Source organism: Brevundimonas sp. AVps7 (genome assembly GCF_058681545.1).
This window is the reverse complement of sequence record NZ_CM178742.1, coordinates 2,142,501-2,159,371: the sequence shown is the minus strand read 5'-3', so window position 1 is coordinate 2,159,371 and position 16,871 is coordinate 2,142,501. Positions and strand designations below refer to the sequence as shown.

General features: G+C 66.4%; 13 protein-coding genes, 1 rRNA gene and 1 pseudogene (1 of these 15 only partly in view). 11 read left to right on the top strand and 4 right to left on the bottom strand.

Translation table 11 applies throughout. The features are described 5' to 3' along the window. Positions 1 to 45: 45 nt before the first annotated feature. Together ACW17Y_RS10795 and gcvA are read right to left on the bottom strand one after the other, a co-directional pair. Positions 46 to 864: a ferredoxin--NADP reductase gene (locus ACW17Y_RS10795; RefSeq protein ID WP_492035706.1), complete on the bottom strand. Its 819-nt coding sequence runs from the start codon at positions 862 to 864 to the stop codon at positions 46 to 48. Between the two features lie 107 nt (positions 865 to 971). Beyond that, positions 972 to 1,901: a transcriptional regulator GcvA gene (gene gcvA / locus ACW17Y_RS10790; protein ID WP_492035705.1), complete on the bottom strand. Its 930-nt coding sequence runs from the start codon at positions 1,899 to 1,901 to the stop codon at positions 972 to 974. Positions 1,902 to 2,013: 112 nt separating this feature from the next. Here gcvA and cysG point away from each other — a divergent pair, with 112 nt between their 5' ends. The 8 genes from cysG to ACW17Y_RS10750 all read left to right on the top strand — a co-directional run bounded on the left by cysG (position 2,014) and on the right by ACW17Y_RS10750 (position 10,067). Further along, positions 2,014 to 3,378 (top strand): siroheme synthase CysG, encoded by a 1,365-nt coding sequence (gene cysG / locus ACW17Y_RS10785; protein ID WP_492035704.1) that lies wholly within the window; start codon positions 2,014 to 2,016, stop codon positions 3,376 to 3,378. After that, positions 3,375 to 3,644: a DUF2849 domain-containing protein gene (locus ACW17Y_RS10780; RefSeq protein ID WP_492035703.1), complete on the top strand. Its 270-nt coding sequence runs from the start codon at positions 3,375 to 3,377 to the stop codon at positions 3,642 to 3,644. Before cysG ends, ACW17Y_RS10780 begins: the two co-directional genes overlap by 4 nt. Then, positions 3,644 to 5,311 (top strand): nitrite/sulfite reductase, encoded by a 1,668-nt coding sequence (locus tag ACW17Y_RS10775; protein ID WP_492035702.1) that lies wholly within the window; start codon positions 3,644 to 3,646, stop codon positions 5,309 to 5,311. Before ACW17Y_RS10780 ends, ACW17Y_RS10775 begins: the two co-directional genes overlap by 1 nt. Then, positions 5,298 to 6,416, top strand: a complete 1,119-nt coding sequence (locus tag ACW17Y_RS10770; protein WP_492035701.1) for a phosphoadenylyl-sulfate reductase — start codon at positions 5,298 to 5,300, stop codon at positions 6,414 to 6,416. The genes ACW17Y_RS10775 and ACW17Y_RS10770 overlap by 14 nt, the downstream gene beginning before the upstream one ends. A 33-nt stretch (positions 6,417 to 6,449) precedes the next feature. Further along, complete coding sequence (locus ACW17Y_RS10765) at positions 6,450 to 7,469, top strand: cysteine synthase A (protein WP_492035700.1); 1,020 nt, start codon at positions 6,450 to 6,452, stop codon at positions 7,467 to 7,469. Beyond that, positions 7,469 to 8,245 (top strand): sulfite exporter TauE/SafE family protein, encoded by a 777-nt coding sequence (locus ACW17Y_RS10760; RefSeq protein WP_492035699.1) that lies wholly within the window; start codon positions 7,469 to 7,471, stop codon positions 8,243 to 8,245. The genes ACW17Y_RS10765 and ACW17Y_RS10760 overlap by 1 nt, the downstream gene beginning before the upstream one ends. 68 nt (positions 8,246 to 8,313) lie before the next feature. Then, positions 8,314 to 8,577: a DDE-type integrase/transposase/recombinase gene (locus ACW17Y_RS10755; protein ID WP_492035698.1), complete on the top strand. Its 264-nt coding sequence runs from the start codon at positions 8,314 to 8,316 to the stop codon at positions 8,575 to 8,577. A gap of 113 nt (positions 8,578 to 8,690) precedes the next feature. Continuing rightward, complete coding sequence (locus ACW17Y_RS10750; protein WP_492035697.1) at positions 8,691 to 10,067, top strand: tetratricopeptide repeat protein; 1,377 nt, start codon at positions 8,691 to 8,693, stop codon at positions 10,065 to 10,067. Positions 10,068 to 10,567: 500 nt separating this feature from the next. Here ACW17Y_RS10750 and ACW17Y_RS10745 read toward each other — a convergent pair whose 3' ends face one another. Next, positions 10,568 to 11,638, bottom strand: a complete 1,071-nt coding sequence (locus tag ACW17Y_RS10745; protein WP_492035696.1) for a hypothetical protein — start codon at positions 11,636 to 11,638, stop codon at positions 10,568 to 10,570. 40 nt (positions 11,639 to 11,678) lie between these two features. On the opposite strand from ACW17Y_RS10745, the gene ACW17Y_RS10740 reads away from it, so the two are divergent. Together ACW17Y_RS10740 and ACW17Y_RS10735 are read left to right on the top strand one after the other, a co-directional pair. Then, the gene (locus ACW17Y_RS10740) at positions 11,679 to 14,141 is read left to right on the top strand and encodes a S8 family serine peptidase (RefSeq protein WP_492035695.1); all 2,463 of its coding nucleotides are present in this window, start codon (positions 11,679 to 11,681) and stop codon (positions 14,139 to 14,141) included. Between the two features lie 77 nt (positions 14,142 to 14,218). Next, positions 14,219 to 15,853, top strand: a complete 1,635-nt coding sequence (locus ACW17Y_RS10735; RefSeq protein ID WP_492035694.1) for a DUF6065 family protein — start codon at positions 14,219 to 14,221, stop codon at positions 15,851 to 15,853. A gap of 236 nt (positions 15,854 to 16,089) precedes the next feature. Here ACW17Y_RS10735 and ACW17Y_RS10730 read toward each other — a convergent pair. Then, a pseudogene (locus ACW17Y_RS10730) lies at positions 16,090 to 16,426 on the bottom strand (IS3 family transposase); the annotation flags it as partial. A 379-nt stretch (positions 16,427 to 16,805) separates the two neighbouring features. Between ACW17Y_RS10730 and ACW17Y_RS10725 the strand changes: the two are divergent. Further along, positions 16,806 to 16,871 (top strand): 16S ribosomal RNA (locus ACW17Y_RS10725) (it continues 1,395 nt past the right edge of the window).

The following is a 16,871-nucleotide window of genomic DNA, read 5'->3' as shown; positions in this document are numbered from 1 at the left end:
GGGTCGAACGATATGAACTGGACCAACCGGATAGTTTTTCTGGGGTCAGCCGACGAAGGCGCGTTCGAGCACGAACTGGGCCGGAGCCGCGTTCGATCCTTCGATCAGGCCCGCCTCCTCAAGTCGGGCGCGGACGTCACGGATCATGGCGGTCGAGCCACAGAGCATGACGCGGTCCACGGACGGGTCGAAGCCGCCGGTGATGTTGAGGTCCTCGAACAAGGCGCCGCTGTCGATGCGCTCCGTGATCCGGCCGGTGCGGACGAAGGGTTCGCGGGTGACGGTCGGATAGTAGAGCAGGCGATCGCGAGCGAGGTCGCCGACCAGCGGGTCGTCATAGATGTCGACGGTGAGGAACTGGCGGTAGGCGAGGTCTTTCGCTTCGCGAACGGTATGGGTGACGATCACCTCGTCGAACCGCTCCCAGGTCTCGGGATCCCGAAGCACGCTGAGCCAGGGCGCCAGGCCCGTGCCGGTGGCGATCAGATAGAGGCGGGCGCCGCCAGTCAGTGCGTCCAGCACCAGGGTTCCGGTAGGCTTCTTGCCGAGCAGGACCCGGTCACCTGTGTCCAGGAGACCCAGGCGAGACGTGAGGGGGCCGTCCGGGACCTGGATGGAGAAGAACTCGAGCTCGTCGGCCCAGGCCGGACTGGCGATCGAGTAGGCGCGTAGGGTTGGCTTGCCGCCCGGCTGCTCGGAGGGCAGGCCGATCATTACGAACTCGCCGGACCGGAAGCGGAAGCTCTCCGGTCTTTCGATCACGAAACTGAACAGCCGGTCGGTCCAGCGCCTCGTCCAGAGGATCGGCTGATCGTGCCAGGCTGCGGATACGGCGGGCTTCTCTAGAAGGACGGCGTCGGTCATGCGGGACCCCAGGATGAGAGCCCGCTGTTAGGAGACGGTCACGCTCTGGTGCGAACGACTTCTTCTAATCGTTCCAGGCAGAAAATCTGCCGTGGTCCGTTCTGGGCCTAGAGCTGATCCAGACCGCTGTCATGGAAGGCCGCCTGTTTTTTCAGCCATCCGGTGAAGGCCTGTGCGCTCGGCGACAGGGGGCGCGTCTTGGGATGAACCACGTGATAGGCGAAGCCGACGACCGCCCCGCCGTCGTGGAACGGGGCGATCAGCCGTCCGGCCGCAAGGTCCGCCTGGGCCAGTGTCCGCTTGGCGAGGGCCACGCCGCGTCCGGCGACGGCCGCCTCGATCAAAAGGGCGGACTGGTTGAAGCGAGACCCTCGACGGGGGTCGCCATGCTTCACGCCCCGCGCCATCAGCCACATCGGCCAGTCGGGCCGGCTCGCGTCCCCGTCGCCGGACATGTCGTGCAGGAGCACATGGCCGCTCAGATCCGCCGGGACCCGGATGGGGTTCGGCCCCTGCATCAGCGCCGGGGCGCAGACCGGGAGAACGGTCTCGATCAGCAGCCTGTAAGAGACATGGCCGGCGTAGTCGCCGGCGCCGTAGCGGATCGCCAGATCCGTCGTGCCGTGGTCGAAGGCGACCGGCTCCATGTCGGCCGAGACCCAGACCTCGATGTCCGGGTGGACCCGGTGGAAGTCGTCCATCCGCGGCATCAACCACTTGGATGCGAACGAAGGGGTGACGCTGATCGAGACCTGACGCCGGCGCGGCGGCTCGCGCATCAGGGTCGAGGCATCCCTCAACCGGTCCAGCCCTTCCGCCACGAGGGGCGCAGCCGAGCGGCCAAGGTCGGTGAGTTGCAGCCCCTTGGTTTCACGCTTGAACAGGGGGGCGCGGATAATGTCTTCGAGCTGGCGGATCTGCTGACTGACAGCGCCCGGGGTGACGCCGAGTTCGTCCGCCGCCCGCGAGAAGCTCAGGTGGCGCGAGGCGCTCTCGAAGGCTCGAAGGGCGTTCAGCGGGAGGAGGGTGCGGGACATCCTTGATAGAAATCCTATCAGCTACCCAAAGACAATATCGTTTGTTGGCGAATAGCCCCGCTCGTAGGCCTCGGTTCGAAAGCCTGGCCATAGGAGCGCCAGGGCTGGTCCGATGCGCGTCTTCCTTGCTTCCATCCCCTTGCCCGGCACGACCGTCGTGGTCGTCGGAGAAGGATCGGCCGCGGCCGCAAAGGCGCGGCTGTTCGACGGCTCCGGCGCCGATGTCCGCTGGTTCTCCGGTCCGGCTGCCCAGGCCGAAAACGCCATCCCGCGCTGGCCGACCGAGCCGGACCTGAACGGAGCGCGCCTGGTCTTCATCGCCGTCGCCGACAATGACCTGCGCGATCTCGTGGCGACCTGGGGTCGAGCCTGCGGCGCACAGGTGAACGTGGTCGACCAGCCCGCGCTCAGCGACTTCCACACCCCGGCGCTGATCGACCGCGACGGCGTTGTCGTCGGTATCGCCACCGGGGGCGTCGCACCCGTCCTGGCGCGCGAAGTCCGGTCCCGGGTCGAGGCCGCCCTGCCGGCCGGCCTCGATCGGTTGGCCCAACTTGCCGAGGGTCTTCGCCAGACAGTGATCGCCACCTTGCCGGACTTCACGGCGCGTCGCCGGTTCTGGGAAGCGGCCTTCCGCGGACCGGCCCGCGATCTCGCCGTCGCGGGGCGCACGGCGGAGGCGCGCCGGCACATGCTTCGTCTGCTCAACACCAGCGATGCGTCGCCGGGCGTCGTGCACCTCGTCGGCGCGGGGCCGGGTGATCCGGAGTTGCTGACGCTCAAGGCCTTGCGCGCTCTTCAGGACGCCGACGTGATCGTCCACGATCGCCTGGTGCCGACGGCCATCCTCGAACGCGCCCGCCGCGACGCCCACCGCATCTATGTCGGCAAGCAGAGGAACGACCATTCGGTCCCCCAGGCCGAGATCGCGGATCTCCTGATCGCGGAGGCGCGCAAGGGTCACCGGGTGGTCCGGCTCAAGGGCGGCGATCCCTTCGTCTTCGGACGAGGCGGAGAGGAGCTTGAAGCCGTCCGGGCGGCGGGCGTCGACGTTATCGTCGTGCCCGGCATCACCGCCGCACTGGGTTGCGCGGCGGCGGCCGGCATTCCGCTGACCTACCGCGATGAGGCCCAGGCTGTGACTTTCGTCACGGCCGAGACCCGGCCGGGGGGCGCATCCGCTGACTGGTCTGCCTTGTCAGCCCCGAACCACACCCTGGCGATCTATATGGGCGTCTCCGGCGCCCGGAATGTTCAGGATCGACTGATCTCGGGCGGTCGTGATCCGCAAACGCCGGTCGCGGTGATCGAGAATGGCTCCCGGCCCGATCAGAGGACCTTCACAGGCCGGCTTGCAGACCTCGCCGAACTGGTCCGGCGCGAAGCCATCGCCAGCCCGGCCCTGCTCGTGGTCGGAGAGGTCGCGGCCTGGGCGGAGCCCTCAAGCCGGCTCCTGTCGACGGAAGTCGCGGCATGAAGGTCCTGACCGCCAATCGCCTGTCGGACGGACGAGTCATCTATGTCGGCGTCGCTGGCCGACCGGTCTCAAGCTTCCGCCAGGCCGCCCGGTTCGCCGGTGAAACCGCCGACCGCGCTCTCGAGCGCGCTCTCCTTGAGCCGTCGGAGTTTGTCGGGCCCTACCTGGTCGAGGTCGAGCTCCATGGCCCTTCCGGTCGCGACCGGCTCAAGGAGACCATCCGCGCCCAAGGGCCGACGGTCGGTCACAGTCTGGATCACGCCTGATGTATCGCTACGACGAGTTCGACGCCGCCATTGTCCGCGAACGGATCACCGAGTTCAGCGACCAGGTCGCCCGGCGGGTGTCGGGAGCCTTGACCGAGGACGAGTTCAAGCCGCTGCGACTCATGAACGGTCTCTATCTGCAGCTTCACGCCTACATGCTTCGCGTCGCCATTCCCTACGGGACCATGGACGGCCGCCAACTCCATTGCCTGGCCCACATCGCGCGGACCTATGACAAGGGCTACGGCCATTTCACGACCCGGACGAACATCCAGTACAACTGGCCGGCCCTGAGCGATATTCCCGCCCTGCTCACCGATCTCGCCGAGGTCGAGATGCACGCGATCCAGACCTCGGGGAACTGCATCCGCAACGTCACGACCGATGTCTTCGCCGGATGCGCGGACGACGAGATCGAGGACCCGCGTCCGTGGTGCGAGATCCTGCGCCAGTGGTCGACGATCCATCCCGAGTTCTCCTTCCTGCCGCGCAAGTTCAAGATCGCCGTGATCGGCGCCGCCAAGGACCGTGCGGCGATCCGGACCCACGACGTCGGTCTGCAGATCGTGCGCGGGAATGACGGCCAGACGGCATTCCGCGTCTTCGTCGGCGGCGGGCAGGGGCGTCTGCCCCACATCGCCCAGGAGATCGCACCGGCCGTGCCCGCCAGGGATATCCTGCCCTATCTGACAGCGATCCTGCGCGCCTGGAACCTGCTTGGTCGCCGAGACAACATTCACAAGGCGCGGATCAAGATCCTGGTCGCCTCCCTCGGCATCGACGCCTTCCGCGACGAGGTTGATCGCCACTTCGCCACGCTCAAGCGGGAGGACCTGCGTATCCCTGACGAAGAGGTGGCGCGCATCCGGACCTACTTCGCTCCGCCGGCTTTTGAGCGTCTTCCCAGGGAAAGCGACGCCTTCGACAGTCTTGTTCTGGCCAACCGCCAATTCAGCCGGTTTGCGCGCAACAATGTGCGACGCCACAAACAGCCCGGCTATGCGGCGGTGATTATCTCACTCAAGCCCCGCGGCGGGGTGCCCGGCGACGTCACGGCGGACCAGATGGACGCGGTCGCCGATCTTGCGACCCGGTATTCGTTCGACGAAGTCCGGGCCGCCTATGAGCAGAACCTGGTCCTGCCGCACGTCAAGCTCGACGATGTTCCCGAGCTGTGGCGGCGGCTGTCCGAGCTTGGCCTCGCGACCCCCAATGCCGACCTCGTGACCGATATCATCGCCTGCCCGGGCCTCGACTACTGCAGCCTCGCCAACGCCCGATCGATCCCGGTCGCGCAGGCCCTGTCCGAACGTCTGGCGGATCTCGACTTCCAGGATCGGCTCGGACCGATCCGCGTCAACATGAGCGGCTGCATCAACGCCTGCGGCCATCACCACGTCGGTCACATCGGGGTTCTCGGCGTCGACCGGAAGGGCGAGGAATACTACCAGATCACCCTGGGCGGTTCGCCGGACGAGACGGCGGCGCTCGGCGAGATCGTCGGCCGAAGCCTGCCGGCCGATGACGTGGCGCCCGCGGTCGAGCGGGCGCTGAGGCGGTATCTGGAAATTCGCAACGAGGGTGAGGCGTTCCTGGCCGCCGTGCGTCGTACTGGAGTCGAGCCCTTCCGGGACGCAATCTATGAGACCGTCGATGCAGTGGCTTGATCAGGCGCCGCAGGGCGTTCGCCTGCCCGTGACCAGTCCGCTGGATGAGGTGGAGGCGGCCGCCGCGACCGCCGAAATCATCATCCTGGAGTTCGACGCCTTCCGCGACGGGCGGGGGTTCTCGTTGGCCTCGGTGCTGCGCGAGCGCGGGTTCACCGGCCAGTTGATCGCTGACGGCCGCCTGATCCCCGACCAGGCGCGCCATCTTCGCCGTACCGGCTTTGACGGCGTGGTCGTCGGCGCGAACGCCGACGTGGAGGCCTGGCGTCGCATGGACGGGGTATTCAGCGCCGTCTATCAGCCCGCGGCCACACGGGAGCTTCCGATCTGGCGAGGTCGCCGGGCGGCCGCGCCTGTCGCCCCGGTTCCCCCTCCCGGGACGCCCGGCACACCTCGGCGCGCCAGCGCCATGGTGGCCGACGACTTCAACAACCGCGTCCGCGAAGATCGTGCGGATAACATCCTGTGGGTCGCCCTCAAGGACAACCAGGGTCTTCGCCCCGCCGTCCTGTCATCTTTCGGGGCCGAGTCCGCCGTTCTCCTGTCGCTGGTCGCCCGTATCGACCCGACGACGCCCATCGTCTTCATCGATACCGGCATGCATTTCTTGCAGACGCTGTCCTACCGGGACCTCCTGACGCGACACTTCGGCCTGACCGACATCCGGATAGCGACAGCCTTCAAGGGAGAGCTGGAAGGTGTCGATCCGGACGGGTCTCTCTGGAAAGCCGACACCGACGCCTGCTGCGACGTTCGCAAGGTTCGTCCGCTGGATCGTGCCCTGGCCGATATCGATCTCGTCATCACAGGTCGGAAGCGGCACCAGACCGATGATCGCGCGAATATGAAGCCGTTCGAACTCTTCGAAGGTCGCGTGCGCGCCAACCCCCTGATGCGCTGGTCGGCCGAACAGATCGAGGAGCGGTTCGTCGCCGAGCAGCTGCCCCGGCATCCCCTGAGCCTGAACGGTTTCCCGTCGATCGGCTGTTGGCCCTGTACGAGACCGGTGGAAGCGAACGACGCACCTCGCGACGGACGCTGGTCCGGAGCCGCAAAAACAGAATGCGGCATTCATCTCGTGCGTCAGGCACAGTTCGCCGGCTGATCCAGCCGACACCCCGAATTCAAGAGTATTCCCGTGACGTCTCAACGTTCAGTCCTCGACCTGATCGGTCGAACCCCGCTCATACGCCTCAACCGGTTGTCCGAAGAAACGGGCTGCGAGATCCTGGGCAAGGCGGAGTTTTTAAACCCCGGCCAGTCGATCAAGGACCGCGCCGCCCTGTCGATCATTCAGCGGGCCCGCGCTTCCGGCGAGCTGCGGCCGGGCGGAACCATCGTGGAAGGCACGGCCGGCAACACCGGCATAGGGTTGAGCCTGGTCGGCGCCGCTCTTGGCCACCCGGCGGTCATCGTCATGCCGCGCACCCAGTCCGAGGAGAAGAAGCAGGCTCTCCGGGCCGTCGGCGCCCGGCTGGTCGAGGTCGATGCCGCGCCCTTTTCGAGTCCGAGCCACTTCGTCCACCATTCGGCCAGGCTGGCCAGGGAGCTCGACGCCTCCCTGCCGCACGGAGCCTTCTGGTCAAACCAGTTCGACAACCTGTCGAACCGTCTGGCCCACTACGAGGGCACCGGCCCGGAAATCTGGGAACAGACCGAGGGCAAGGTCGACGCCTTCGTCAGCGTGGTCGGGTCTGGCGGCACGCTCGCCGGGGCCGGGCGCTTCCTCAAGGAACGCAATCCGCAGATCCACACGGCGCTTGCCGATCCGGCCGGAGCCTCCCTGTTCAACTGGTTCACCAGGGGCGAGATGACGTCGGAAGGCACCTCGATCACCGAAGGGATCGGCGTGGGCCGTATCACCGGCAATATCGAAGGCTTCACTCCGGATCACGCCTACAGGGTCGAGGACGCGGACTTCCTGCCCATTCTGTTTGATCTCGTCGCCGGGGAGGGCCTGTCGCTCGGCGGCTCCAGCGGCGTCAATCTCGTGGCCGCCATGCGGCTCGCACGGGAACTGGGTCCCGGCAAGACGATCGTCACCATCCTTTGCGACCCCGGCGGCCGCTACGCGTCGCGTCTGTTCAATCCCGAGTTTTTGAGCGCCCGGGGCCTGCCGACGCCGCCCTGGCTCAATCCTGTCTCCGGAAGCCAATGATGCAGGACTTTCTCCTGTTTCTGCTGGTCGGGTTTGCAGCACAGATCGTCGACGGCGCCCTGGGCATGGCGTTCGGCGTCATCTCCTCGACCCTGCTCCTCAGTCTGGGGACGCCGCCCGCCGCGGCCTCGGCCAGCGTCCATGCCGCGAAGGTCTTCACCGGCACGGCGTCGGGGGCTTCCCACTTCATCAACGGCAATATTCGATGGGCGCTGTTCTGGCCGCTTGCGATCGGCGGCGTGATCGGGGGCGTCGCCGGGGGCATCCTGCTGACCTCCATCGACGGCAAGGTCATCAAGCCGTTCGTGCTCGGCTGGCTGGCGTTGATGGGGCTGGTCATCCTTTTCAGGGCCACAAAGGATATCCGCATCCGGCTGGTGCCTCCTCCGGGCGCGGCGCCGCTCGGCGTACTCGGCGGATTCCTCGACGCCCTCGGGGGAGGGGGCTGGGGTCCGACGGTCACCACCACGCTGGTCAGCGTCGGCGAGCCGCCGCGCCAGGCCGTGGGTACGGGCAACGCCGCTGAAGCCGTCGTCGCCATAGCGGTTTCAACGACCTTCCTGACGGCGCTGCTGACCGGCCACTGGGGAGATGTCGAGGAGTTGCGGCGCTACGGGACCTCCGTCGCCGGCCTGATCTGCGGCGGCGTGATCGCCGCGCCGCTGGCCGCGCGTATCGCCAGGGTCTTGCCGGTCCGGCCCTTCGCCCTGGCCATTGGCTTCCTGATCCTCGCCCTCGCCGCATTCCAGCTCGCAGGACCGTTGTTCAACTCCTGAGGAGAGGCGGCTGTCCGTCGGCGCGTCAGTCTCGCCAACCTGTTTCCGGTTTTTCCGATGGAAAGTGCATGTATCTGTTGAGAGCAGTCGATGACCAAGGCGAGGTTCTGGACCCTGTCGTCCAGAACCGGCGGGAGACCGAAGCCGCCCTGAAGCTGCTCCGACGGCGTCTCCGAAATCAGCCTGTTGAGCCTCAGCTCAGCACGACGGACGGGCTGGCCTCCTGCCTTGCTGCCCTTGGATCAGCTCGAGCTGCGTCATTTCCATCGACGAGTTCGGCTCCTGAACAAGGGAAGGGCAGGGGCCTTTTCGACCACGCGAGTTTACCCTGACAGCACCAATCGGAATCTGACCCCTGCTGTCCGCTTCATGACACGGAGACCTTCCATCGCTACAGCACGACGGGTGGCGGTCCATGGCTGTCAAACGTCCTTGGGGAGGGGTCGTGGCAATTGAGGAACGCCGATTGCGGGGCTGGAAATCCATCGCCGCCCATCTCAACGTCAATCAGAGCACGGCCATTCGCTGGTCCAAGCGGGATGGTTTTCCGGTCATCCGAACGCGCGATGGCGGGTCTGTCTATGCGACGCGCGAAGCCCTCGACAGGTGGCTGGAAGCTGAAGGGGGTGATCGGGGTCAGACGCCGGCAAATGACATCGACGATGTGGCAAGCCAGAATGTCCCTGACCTCGCCAGCCCGTCGGTATTGCCGTCCCGCGGCCCGCTCAACCGTTTGGGGGTCGCGGTGGTTGCCCTTTTGGGGGTGATCGCGATCATTCTGGTCGTCGCCTTGTCGTCCCGGTCGGTTGAGCCCGCAACGGTCGAGCCCATCCGCGATCCTGCCCTTCGCACCCTGTATCTGAGTGCTCGCTCCGACTGGGCCGAACGGACACCGCAGAGCCTGTCCAAGGCCATCACCAGGTTTCAGCGGATCGTTGCGCTCTATCCCGATTTCGGGCCTGGGTTCACGGGGTTGGCGGACGCCTACATCCTGTCGTGCGAGTTCAACTCCGTTGACCGGGACGAGGCGTTCGGGCGGGCGCGTGCGGCGGTGTCCACCGCGCTGGCCCTCGATCCTGATGATCCGGATGCAAACCGGGTCATGGGCTTCCTCGCATATTGGACCACACGCGACCTGTCGGCGGCCCGGCCGTATTTCGTCCGGGCTTTGAGAGCCAGACCGTCCGACGACCTTATCCACCTGTGGTTCGGCAACGCCCTGATCGACGGCGGCGACACGCGCGCGGGAGTAGAGCACCTCCGTCAAGCCGTGATGCTTTCACCTGAATCGCCTGCCGTTCAGACCGACTATGCGATCGGCCTGTGGCAGTCGGGCGAGAACACCGAATCGCTGGAGCTGCTGGCCGATGTTCAGCGCCGCTTTCCCACAAACTCTGCGGCGCCAGGGGCGGACGCCTTGTTCCGGCTAAGCACGGGGGACGTCGAAGGCTATCTGCGAGCGTCGCGTAAGTGGGCCTCCCTGATCGGCGATCAGAAACAGATAGATCGAGTTTCCAGGGAGGAGGCCGCGCTCGCCGCCGGCGGGGCGCGACGCACCCTGGAGATGATGGCGCGCGACCCGGCCATCGATAGCCCGTTCTGGCATGGCGGCAATCTTACCGCCGCGTTGGCGGCGTCACTGCTGGGCGATCGCGATGCACTGCGCGCACGGTTGACCCAGACAGCAGCCAGAAATGAACGATGGCGCAATCTGCCGTTTCCCCGGGCCGCGTTCATGCGGTGGAACGATGACGCGGAGATCGCGCCCTTGATTGCGGAAATCTTCGGCGCGTCCGAAGCGACAGGCGCCACGAGCCGATAGCGGCACGCCCGTCCCACTGCGCGTATATCTGTTCTCACCCGCTTCGATGGGTTGTCAAATGTGCGCATTCGCAGACTGAGGAGTGTCTCCCTGGACCCAATGTTGGCCAAAGAGAACGGCTGTATTGCCCTGAGGGGCGGGGGGATTCGGATGTTCAACACGATTGGCCGCAAAGGCCTGGGCTATTTCACGAGCGTATCGGCTGTGGCGCTGATGGTTGCCGCCGGGCCGACGGCAGCCATCGCCGAGGAGTTTGATGCCCGCGTCACCGAAGCCACACCGGTGGCCGTGTCGGGTTCCGGCGCCCAGGTCATGGCGCTGAGCACGATCGCCGCCGATCTGGTCGCCCATCCCGATGACATTCGCACGATCGTCGCCGCCAATGATCATCTGCTGATCGACGAGTCTTCCGCCGACTACGAGGCCTTCATCGGCGATCTCGAAACAGCCGTTGCGACGTCCGAAGGGTCTGCGGTCGTTTCAGTTCTGGCGCGAAATGTTCAGCCGGCCGTCGCCGCCGCTGGCGTGCAGGTCGGGACGGGCGTCGTGCTGGGAGGCGTGATCGCTGTCGCCGCGATCGCGACCGTGCTGTCGTCCGAGGACAACAACAGCGATACGACGCCCACGCCCACGCCCACGCCTACTCCGACGCCTACGCCTACGCCCACGCCGACGCCTACGCCCACGCCGACGCCTACGCCCACGCCGACGCCGACGCCGACGCCGACGCCCACGCCCACGCCCACGCCTACTCCAACGCCTACGCCTACGCCTACGCCGACGCCGACGCCCACGCCTACGCCCACTCCGACGCCTACGCCGACACCCACTCCGACGCCGACACCCACTCCGACGCCGACACCCACGCCGACACCCACGCCGACGCCGACGCCGACGCCGACGCCTACTCCGACACCCACGCCGACACCCACGCCGACGCCTACGCCGACGCCGACGCCGACGCCTACGCCGACGCCGACGCCGACGCCTACGCCCACGCCGACGCCTACACCCACGCCGACGCCTACGCCGACGCCGACGCCTACACCCACGCCGACGCCCACTCCTACGCCGACACCCACGCCGACGCCTACGCCTACGCCGACGCCGACGCCTACGCCGACGCCTACACCCACGCCGACGCCTACGCCGACGCCGACGCCGACGCCTACACCCACGCCGACGCCCACTCCTACGCCGACACCCACGCCGACGCCTACGCCTACGCCGACGCCTACACCCACGCCGACGCCCACTCCGACGCCGACACCCACGCCGACGCCGACGCCTACACCCACGCCTACGCCTACGCCTACGCCTACGCCGACGCCCACTCCGACGCCTACGCCTACGCCCACTCCGACGCCTACGCCCACGCCGACGCCGACGCCTACACCCACGCCTACGCCTACGCCTACGCCGACGCCCACTCCGACGCCTACGCCTACGCCCACTCCGACGCCTACGCCCACGCCTACGCCGACGCCTACGCCCACTCCGACGCCGACGCCGACGCCGACGCCCCCGCCGCCGCCTGTTTTTGCGCCGACCACCCGGACGCTGGACGCCACGCTGGCTGAGACCCGCCGGACGGAGACAGAGTTCCGGGGAGTGACCCAGAGCCCGAACCGGATTGCCCTGGCCGGCAACACGACCGAAGCCACCGGGGCGACCAACCCCTATGAGCGGGCCAAGATCCACATCGCCTACGGCTATGGCCTGACGGGCGCCGGGGTGAAGGTCGGCGTGGTCGACTCAGGGTTCAACCTGGTCGGCGGCGTTGCCACGCACCAGGATTTCGACAATCCGGGGCACATCGTCCTGCTGACCTCGACGGGGCCCATCGTCACCGACTCGCATGGTATCCACGTGTCCGGTTTGCTGAGCGGTGAGCGTGACGGGCTTGGGACGCATGGCGTTGCCTACGGCTCCACGCTGTATCTGGGCATGTCGCCGAGCAGCGGGACCGGCTTCCGCGATCTGTTCAACGAGTATCGAACAGTCGGCGTCATGTCCTCCAGCAACTCGTATGGCATTCCGATGCCGACCGCTTCGGCGACGTCGCCGTGGAACCCGGTCCTGACCGAACCGAATGCCGACCCGGCCAAGGCAACGTGGGAGGTCACCGCGAGGAACGCCCTGGCCTATCGCGACGCTAACGGTCTCACGAGCGGCCAGATGATGGCGAACATCTTCTCCGGCTCGGGAACGGCAGCGGACTGGGATGCCGCAGTGGCGTCGATGGCGGCCTATCAGGCGGCCGGCGGCGTGATCGTCTGGGCCAACTCCAACTATGGCACCAACGCCACGGCCAACGGCTCCGGCGGTCTCAACGACGCCGACCTGGGCGCCGCCTTGCCGCTGGCCTTCACCCAGCTGTCGGGTGCATGGATCACCGTGGTCAATGCGACCTCGCGCGGCCTGGCGGTGCAGAGCAACGGGGCCGGCTACGTCGCCGCCTCCACGGCCATCGAGAACAACATCTTCCTCAACTCCGCCCCTTGCGGACTGGCAGCGAACTTCTGTCTGTCGATGGATGGCCTGGACGTCTGGTCCGGGTCTAATACCGGGGCCACCTCCTACGAATCCCAGGGTGGCACGTCGCAGGCGACGCCGCAGGTCGCGGGCATGGTGGCGCTGCTGCGCGAAGCCTTCCCGACGGCCAGCGCGGCCGACCTGACCGCGCGCCTGCTGTTTACGGCGAACAACAGCTTCTTCACGACGGGAACCACGGTCTCCACGATCACCACGGCGAGCTATACCAACGCCAACGGCACGATCACCCACCGGGTCAGCAACATCTGGGGCCACGGCTTCCCGGACATGCAGCGCGCCCTCAACCCTGTGGGCGTGACCGCGACCAGCACCGAGCAGGGCCAGAAGGTGTCTGTCGCTGAACTGGTCGGTTCCCTGTCGCTGGGGGCCGCATTCGGCAACGGAGCCGGTCTGGCTGACGCCAACTTCCTGTTCAACGACCAGCTGAACGGCGTCTTTGCCGCCAGCGCATCGACCTTGCTGCAGAGCGCCTCCAGTCAGGGGGTAAGCGGCATCGTCGCCGACCAGGCGGTCGCTCAGGATGCGATCGTGATGCAGAATGGAAACGGGCTGCGCCTATCCTTCAGCCAGCGGGTGCAGGGTGGCGGATTCGGAGAGCGGGCGCAGGTCCGACGCGCCTTCTCAATGGCCTCACCGGTCGGCGAGAACGCGGCGGCCAGTGTCGGCTACGGCGTCAGCATCGGCCAGAGCCTGGGCTTCTCCGGGGACAGCGCGATCGGTTCGGCCAGCTTTACGGACCGCATGATGTCCATCCCCGTGCTGGACTTCGGCAAGGACCGTCAGGCCTGGGGCTCGGCTTCCTTCATCGGCAAGGGTATCCGCGCAAGCTTCGGCATGTTCGGCACCACCGACATGGGTCTGGCCGAGATCGGGTCGCGGGTCCGGTTCAATGAATCGGACGCCTCCGGCTCCGTCATGGACGTCGTGTTCGACGGGCCGATGGGGTCGCAACTGAACGTCACCTCCGGTGTCGTCGATGAAAGTCAGTCCTTCCTGGGTTCGACGTTCCGGATGAACGGCGGCCTGATGGAGGCGGCGACGCGGTTCAACCGCTTTGCCATCCGCACGCCTCTGTCGGATCGCATCACCGCGACGGCGAGCATGACGATGGCTGAAACCGACGTCACGGACGGTGGAACCGCCCTGATCGGTGGATTCAGCCGACTGAGTTCGGATGCGATGGCGATCAACGTCGAGTTCCGGGACGTCATCGCCCCGGGCACACGACTGAGCCTGGGTCTGTCGCGGCCGATGGGGATCTCGACCGGCGAGGCCTCGCTGAACCTGCCCAGCCAGGTGTTGATCAATGCGCCGGGTGACTACAGCTACCTCTACAGCGATCGACGCATATCACTGGCTTCAGGGGCCCGTGAGGTCGACCTGGTGGTCGATGTCGATCGCCAGATCAGCAACGGTCTGTCTTTCGGGGTCGGCGCCATGCTGATGTCGAACCCGGGTCACGTCGCCGATGCGCCGCTCGGCTTCGCGACCACGGCCCGGATGCGGTTGACGTTCTGATCGCACGGGGCTGACTCGTTTGAGGCGGAGCCGCATCGCGGCTCCGCCGAAAGCGTGAATCGCTTAAGGATCGCGTCATGGAACTGCTCTGCTATCTCTATGAGGGCTGGAATCCGCGTATCCGGCCGGCGTCCCAGCGCCGCGACTGGATGGATGCGACGCCCGAGGCTTTTGCCTATCGCTGCCTGCCATTGAACATCGCCAATGCCCACGGCTGGGAGATTCTGGCGCCCTGCGGATTCGAGGCTGAGTGGAACGGGGGGGCAGGGGCGGACGACGTCGTCATTACGCCTGATGCGGGCACTGAACCCCATGACCATCCGGTCGCCCTGTTCGGACAGGGCACCTTCACCTTCCACATCCAGGCGCTGTTCCGCACGCCGCCCGGATGGAATCTGTGGGTCGGCGGGCCACCGAACGGGATGCGCGACGGCGTGGCCCCGCTGGGCGGCGTGATTGAGACCGACTGGTCGCCCTATACCTTCACCATGAACTGGCGCTTCACCCGGCCGAATCAGCGGGTGCGGTTCGAGGCGGGAGATGTGATCTGTCATCTGTTCCCCGTCCAGCGCGATGTGATCGATGGGGTCGAGCCCCGATTCCTGCCGATAGAGTCGGAGCCCGAGTTGAAGGCTGCGTTCGAGGCCTGGAGCCGGTCGCGCGACGCCTTCCAGATCGAGGTCGAGCGGAACCCGCCGACACGTCCAGCCGAGAAGTGGCAAAAACTCTACTATCGCGGCGTCATGCCCGATGGTTCGCCAGGACCGCAGGATCACCATTCCAAGCTGCGCCCGCGCGCGTTCACGCAAGGGCAGGGCAGTGCTGCCGTATGCCCGGTGAGCGTCCCCCCCGCCACGCCGCCCCGGAGCGTCGCAGACACCGGGACGGCCACGACCCTGGCCAAGCGGGACTGGATGCTGCATGCCCAGAGCCGGATGCGGTCGCTGTCGCCGCGCGCCGATGGTTTGTTCCGCTACGAAGGTCTGACGCCCCAGGCCTTTCTCGACGAGTTCTACGCGGCCAACCGACCGGTTGTGCTGGGCGGCGCGGCGGCGGCTTGGCCGTCATCTGGACGATGGACGCCCGACTATCTGCGACAAGCCGTAGGCGCCGCGACGGTGGAGGTTCAGGCGCGTCGTGCGTCGGACAGCGAATACGAACGCAACAAGGACGCGCACAAGGAGACGATGCCGTTCGACGCCTTCATGGATCAGGCAGCGACGCCGGGCGCCGACGTCTATCTGACAGCCTACAATGCGTCGTCCAACCATCAGGCCCTGGCTCCGCTGCAGGCCGATCTTGGCAGGCTCGATGGCATCCTGGATGCCCAGGGGGCGGCTGCTGGCATGATGTGGATTGGCCCTCAGGGCACGTTCACGCCCCTGCATCATGATCTGACCAACAACGTCCTGTTTCAGATCACCGGCCGAAAGCGGGTCGTGCTGGTTGCTCCGAGCGAGACGCCGAAGCTCTACAACGACCGTCACGTCTTCAGCGAAATCAAGGACATCACCGATCCGGCGCTGGACTTCGACCGGTTTCCCCTTGCCCGGGGCATAAAGGTCCAGACCCTTGTTCTTGAACCCGGTGACGCCTTGTTCATTCCGGTCGGCTGGTGGCACCAGGTCCGGTCGCTGGACTTCAGCGTTTCGCTGACCTGCACCAACTTCACCTGGCCCAATGACGTATGGGAGGCGTATCCCCCGGACTGATGCGGCTGTTCACAAGCCGCCGGCCCGTATGGAGTCTCGCCTGGTTCGGGACTCATAGCCAGACGAGTACGGTTGCCGCGAGGGCGATGGAGGACAGGAAGACGGTCCGGAGCCTGTGGGGCAGCGCTCGACCGGCCTCAGCTGCGCCAATGTATCGACCCGGCCGATTTCGGGAGAACAATCGAGCGAAGAGCTCCCACCTTCCGATCAGACGGCGGGAACGCCAGCAGCCGGGGAAGTGTGGTTGCCGGCCTGGCGCGGTCAGCCTGACAACGGACGGCCATGTTGAGAGCGTCCAGGGCGATCTCGGTATGCAGGGTCTGGCGCATGGACCAGCCGACGATCCTGCGGGTGTGCATGCCCAGGATGGCTGGGAGGCAGGACCAGCCTTCACCGGTCGGGATGCAGGTCAGGTCGGCAAGCCAGGCCTGACCGGGAGCCGCCGCTTCGAAGTTGCGGGCCCGCCTGTTGGGTCCGCCTGTTGGGCCCGATCGGACAGCCGTGGCGGCTGTCGGTCGTCCGGGCCCGACGCGGCAGGGCGGCCAGCCCTCGCAAGCCGGCGCGGCGCATCAGGAGGGCTCGAGCCGGTGTTCAGGTCACCCGGAGCTTCTGAATTCTCTTTTTTCGCACGAACACGAAATGGCCGCTTGACCGGAACGCCGCCCCCGCCTAAATCCCCGCCTCCGCCGGACACCGGCGCAAAACAGTGTCTCCGGCGGGTTCGCCGGATTGGTCTTTGAAATCGTTGATTTGGAAAGAGAAACGCAGGCGGCGGTGTCCTAGCGATGACCAGTGATGGTCATTACGACGATACTGACACTCTGCGGTCTTTTTGAAAGATACAACCATGTCGGTTGGCCTTTTGGGTCGATCGAAGTGGTTCTCGTCAAGAATACGTAGAACTAATGCCAATCCGGTTTCGACCGGATCTGCTTTAGTCAGATAGTCAACTCAACCTGAGAGTTTGATCCTGGCTCAGAGCGAACGCTGGCGGCAGGCCTAACACATGCAAGTCGAA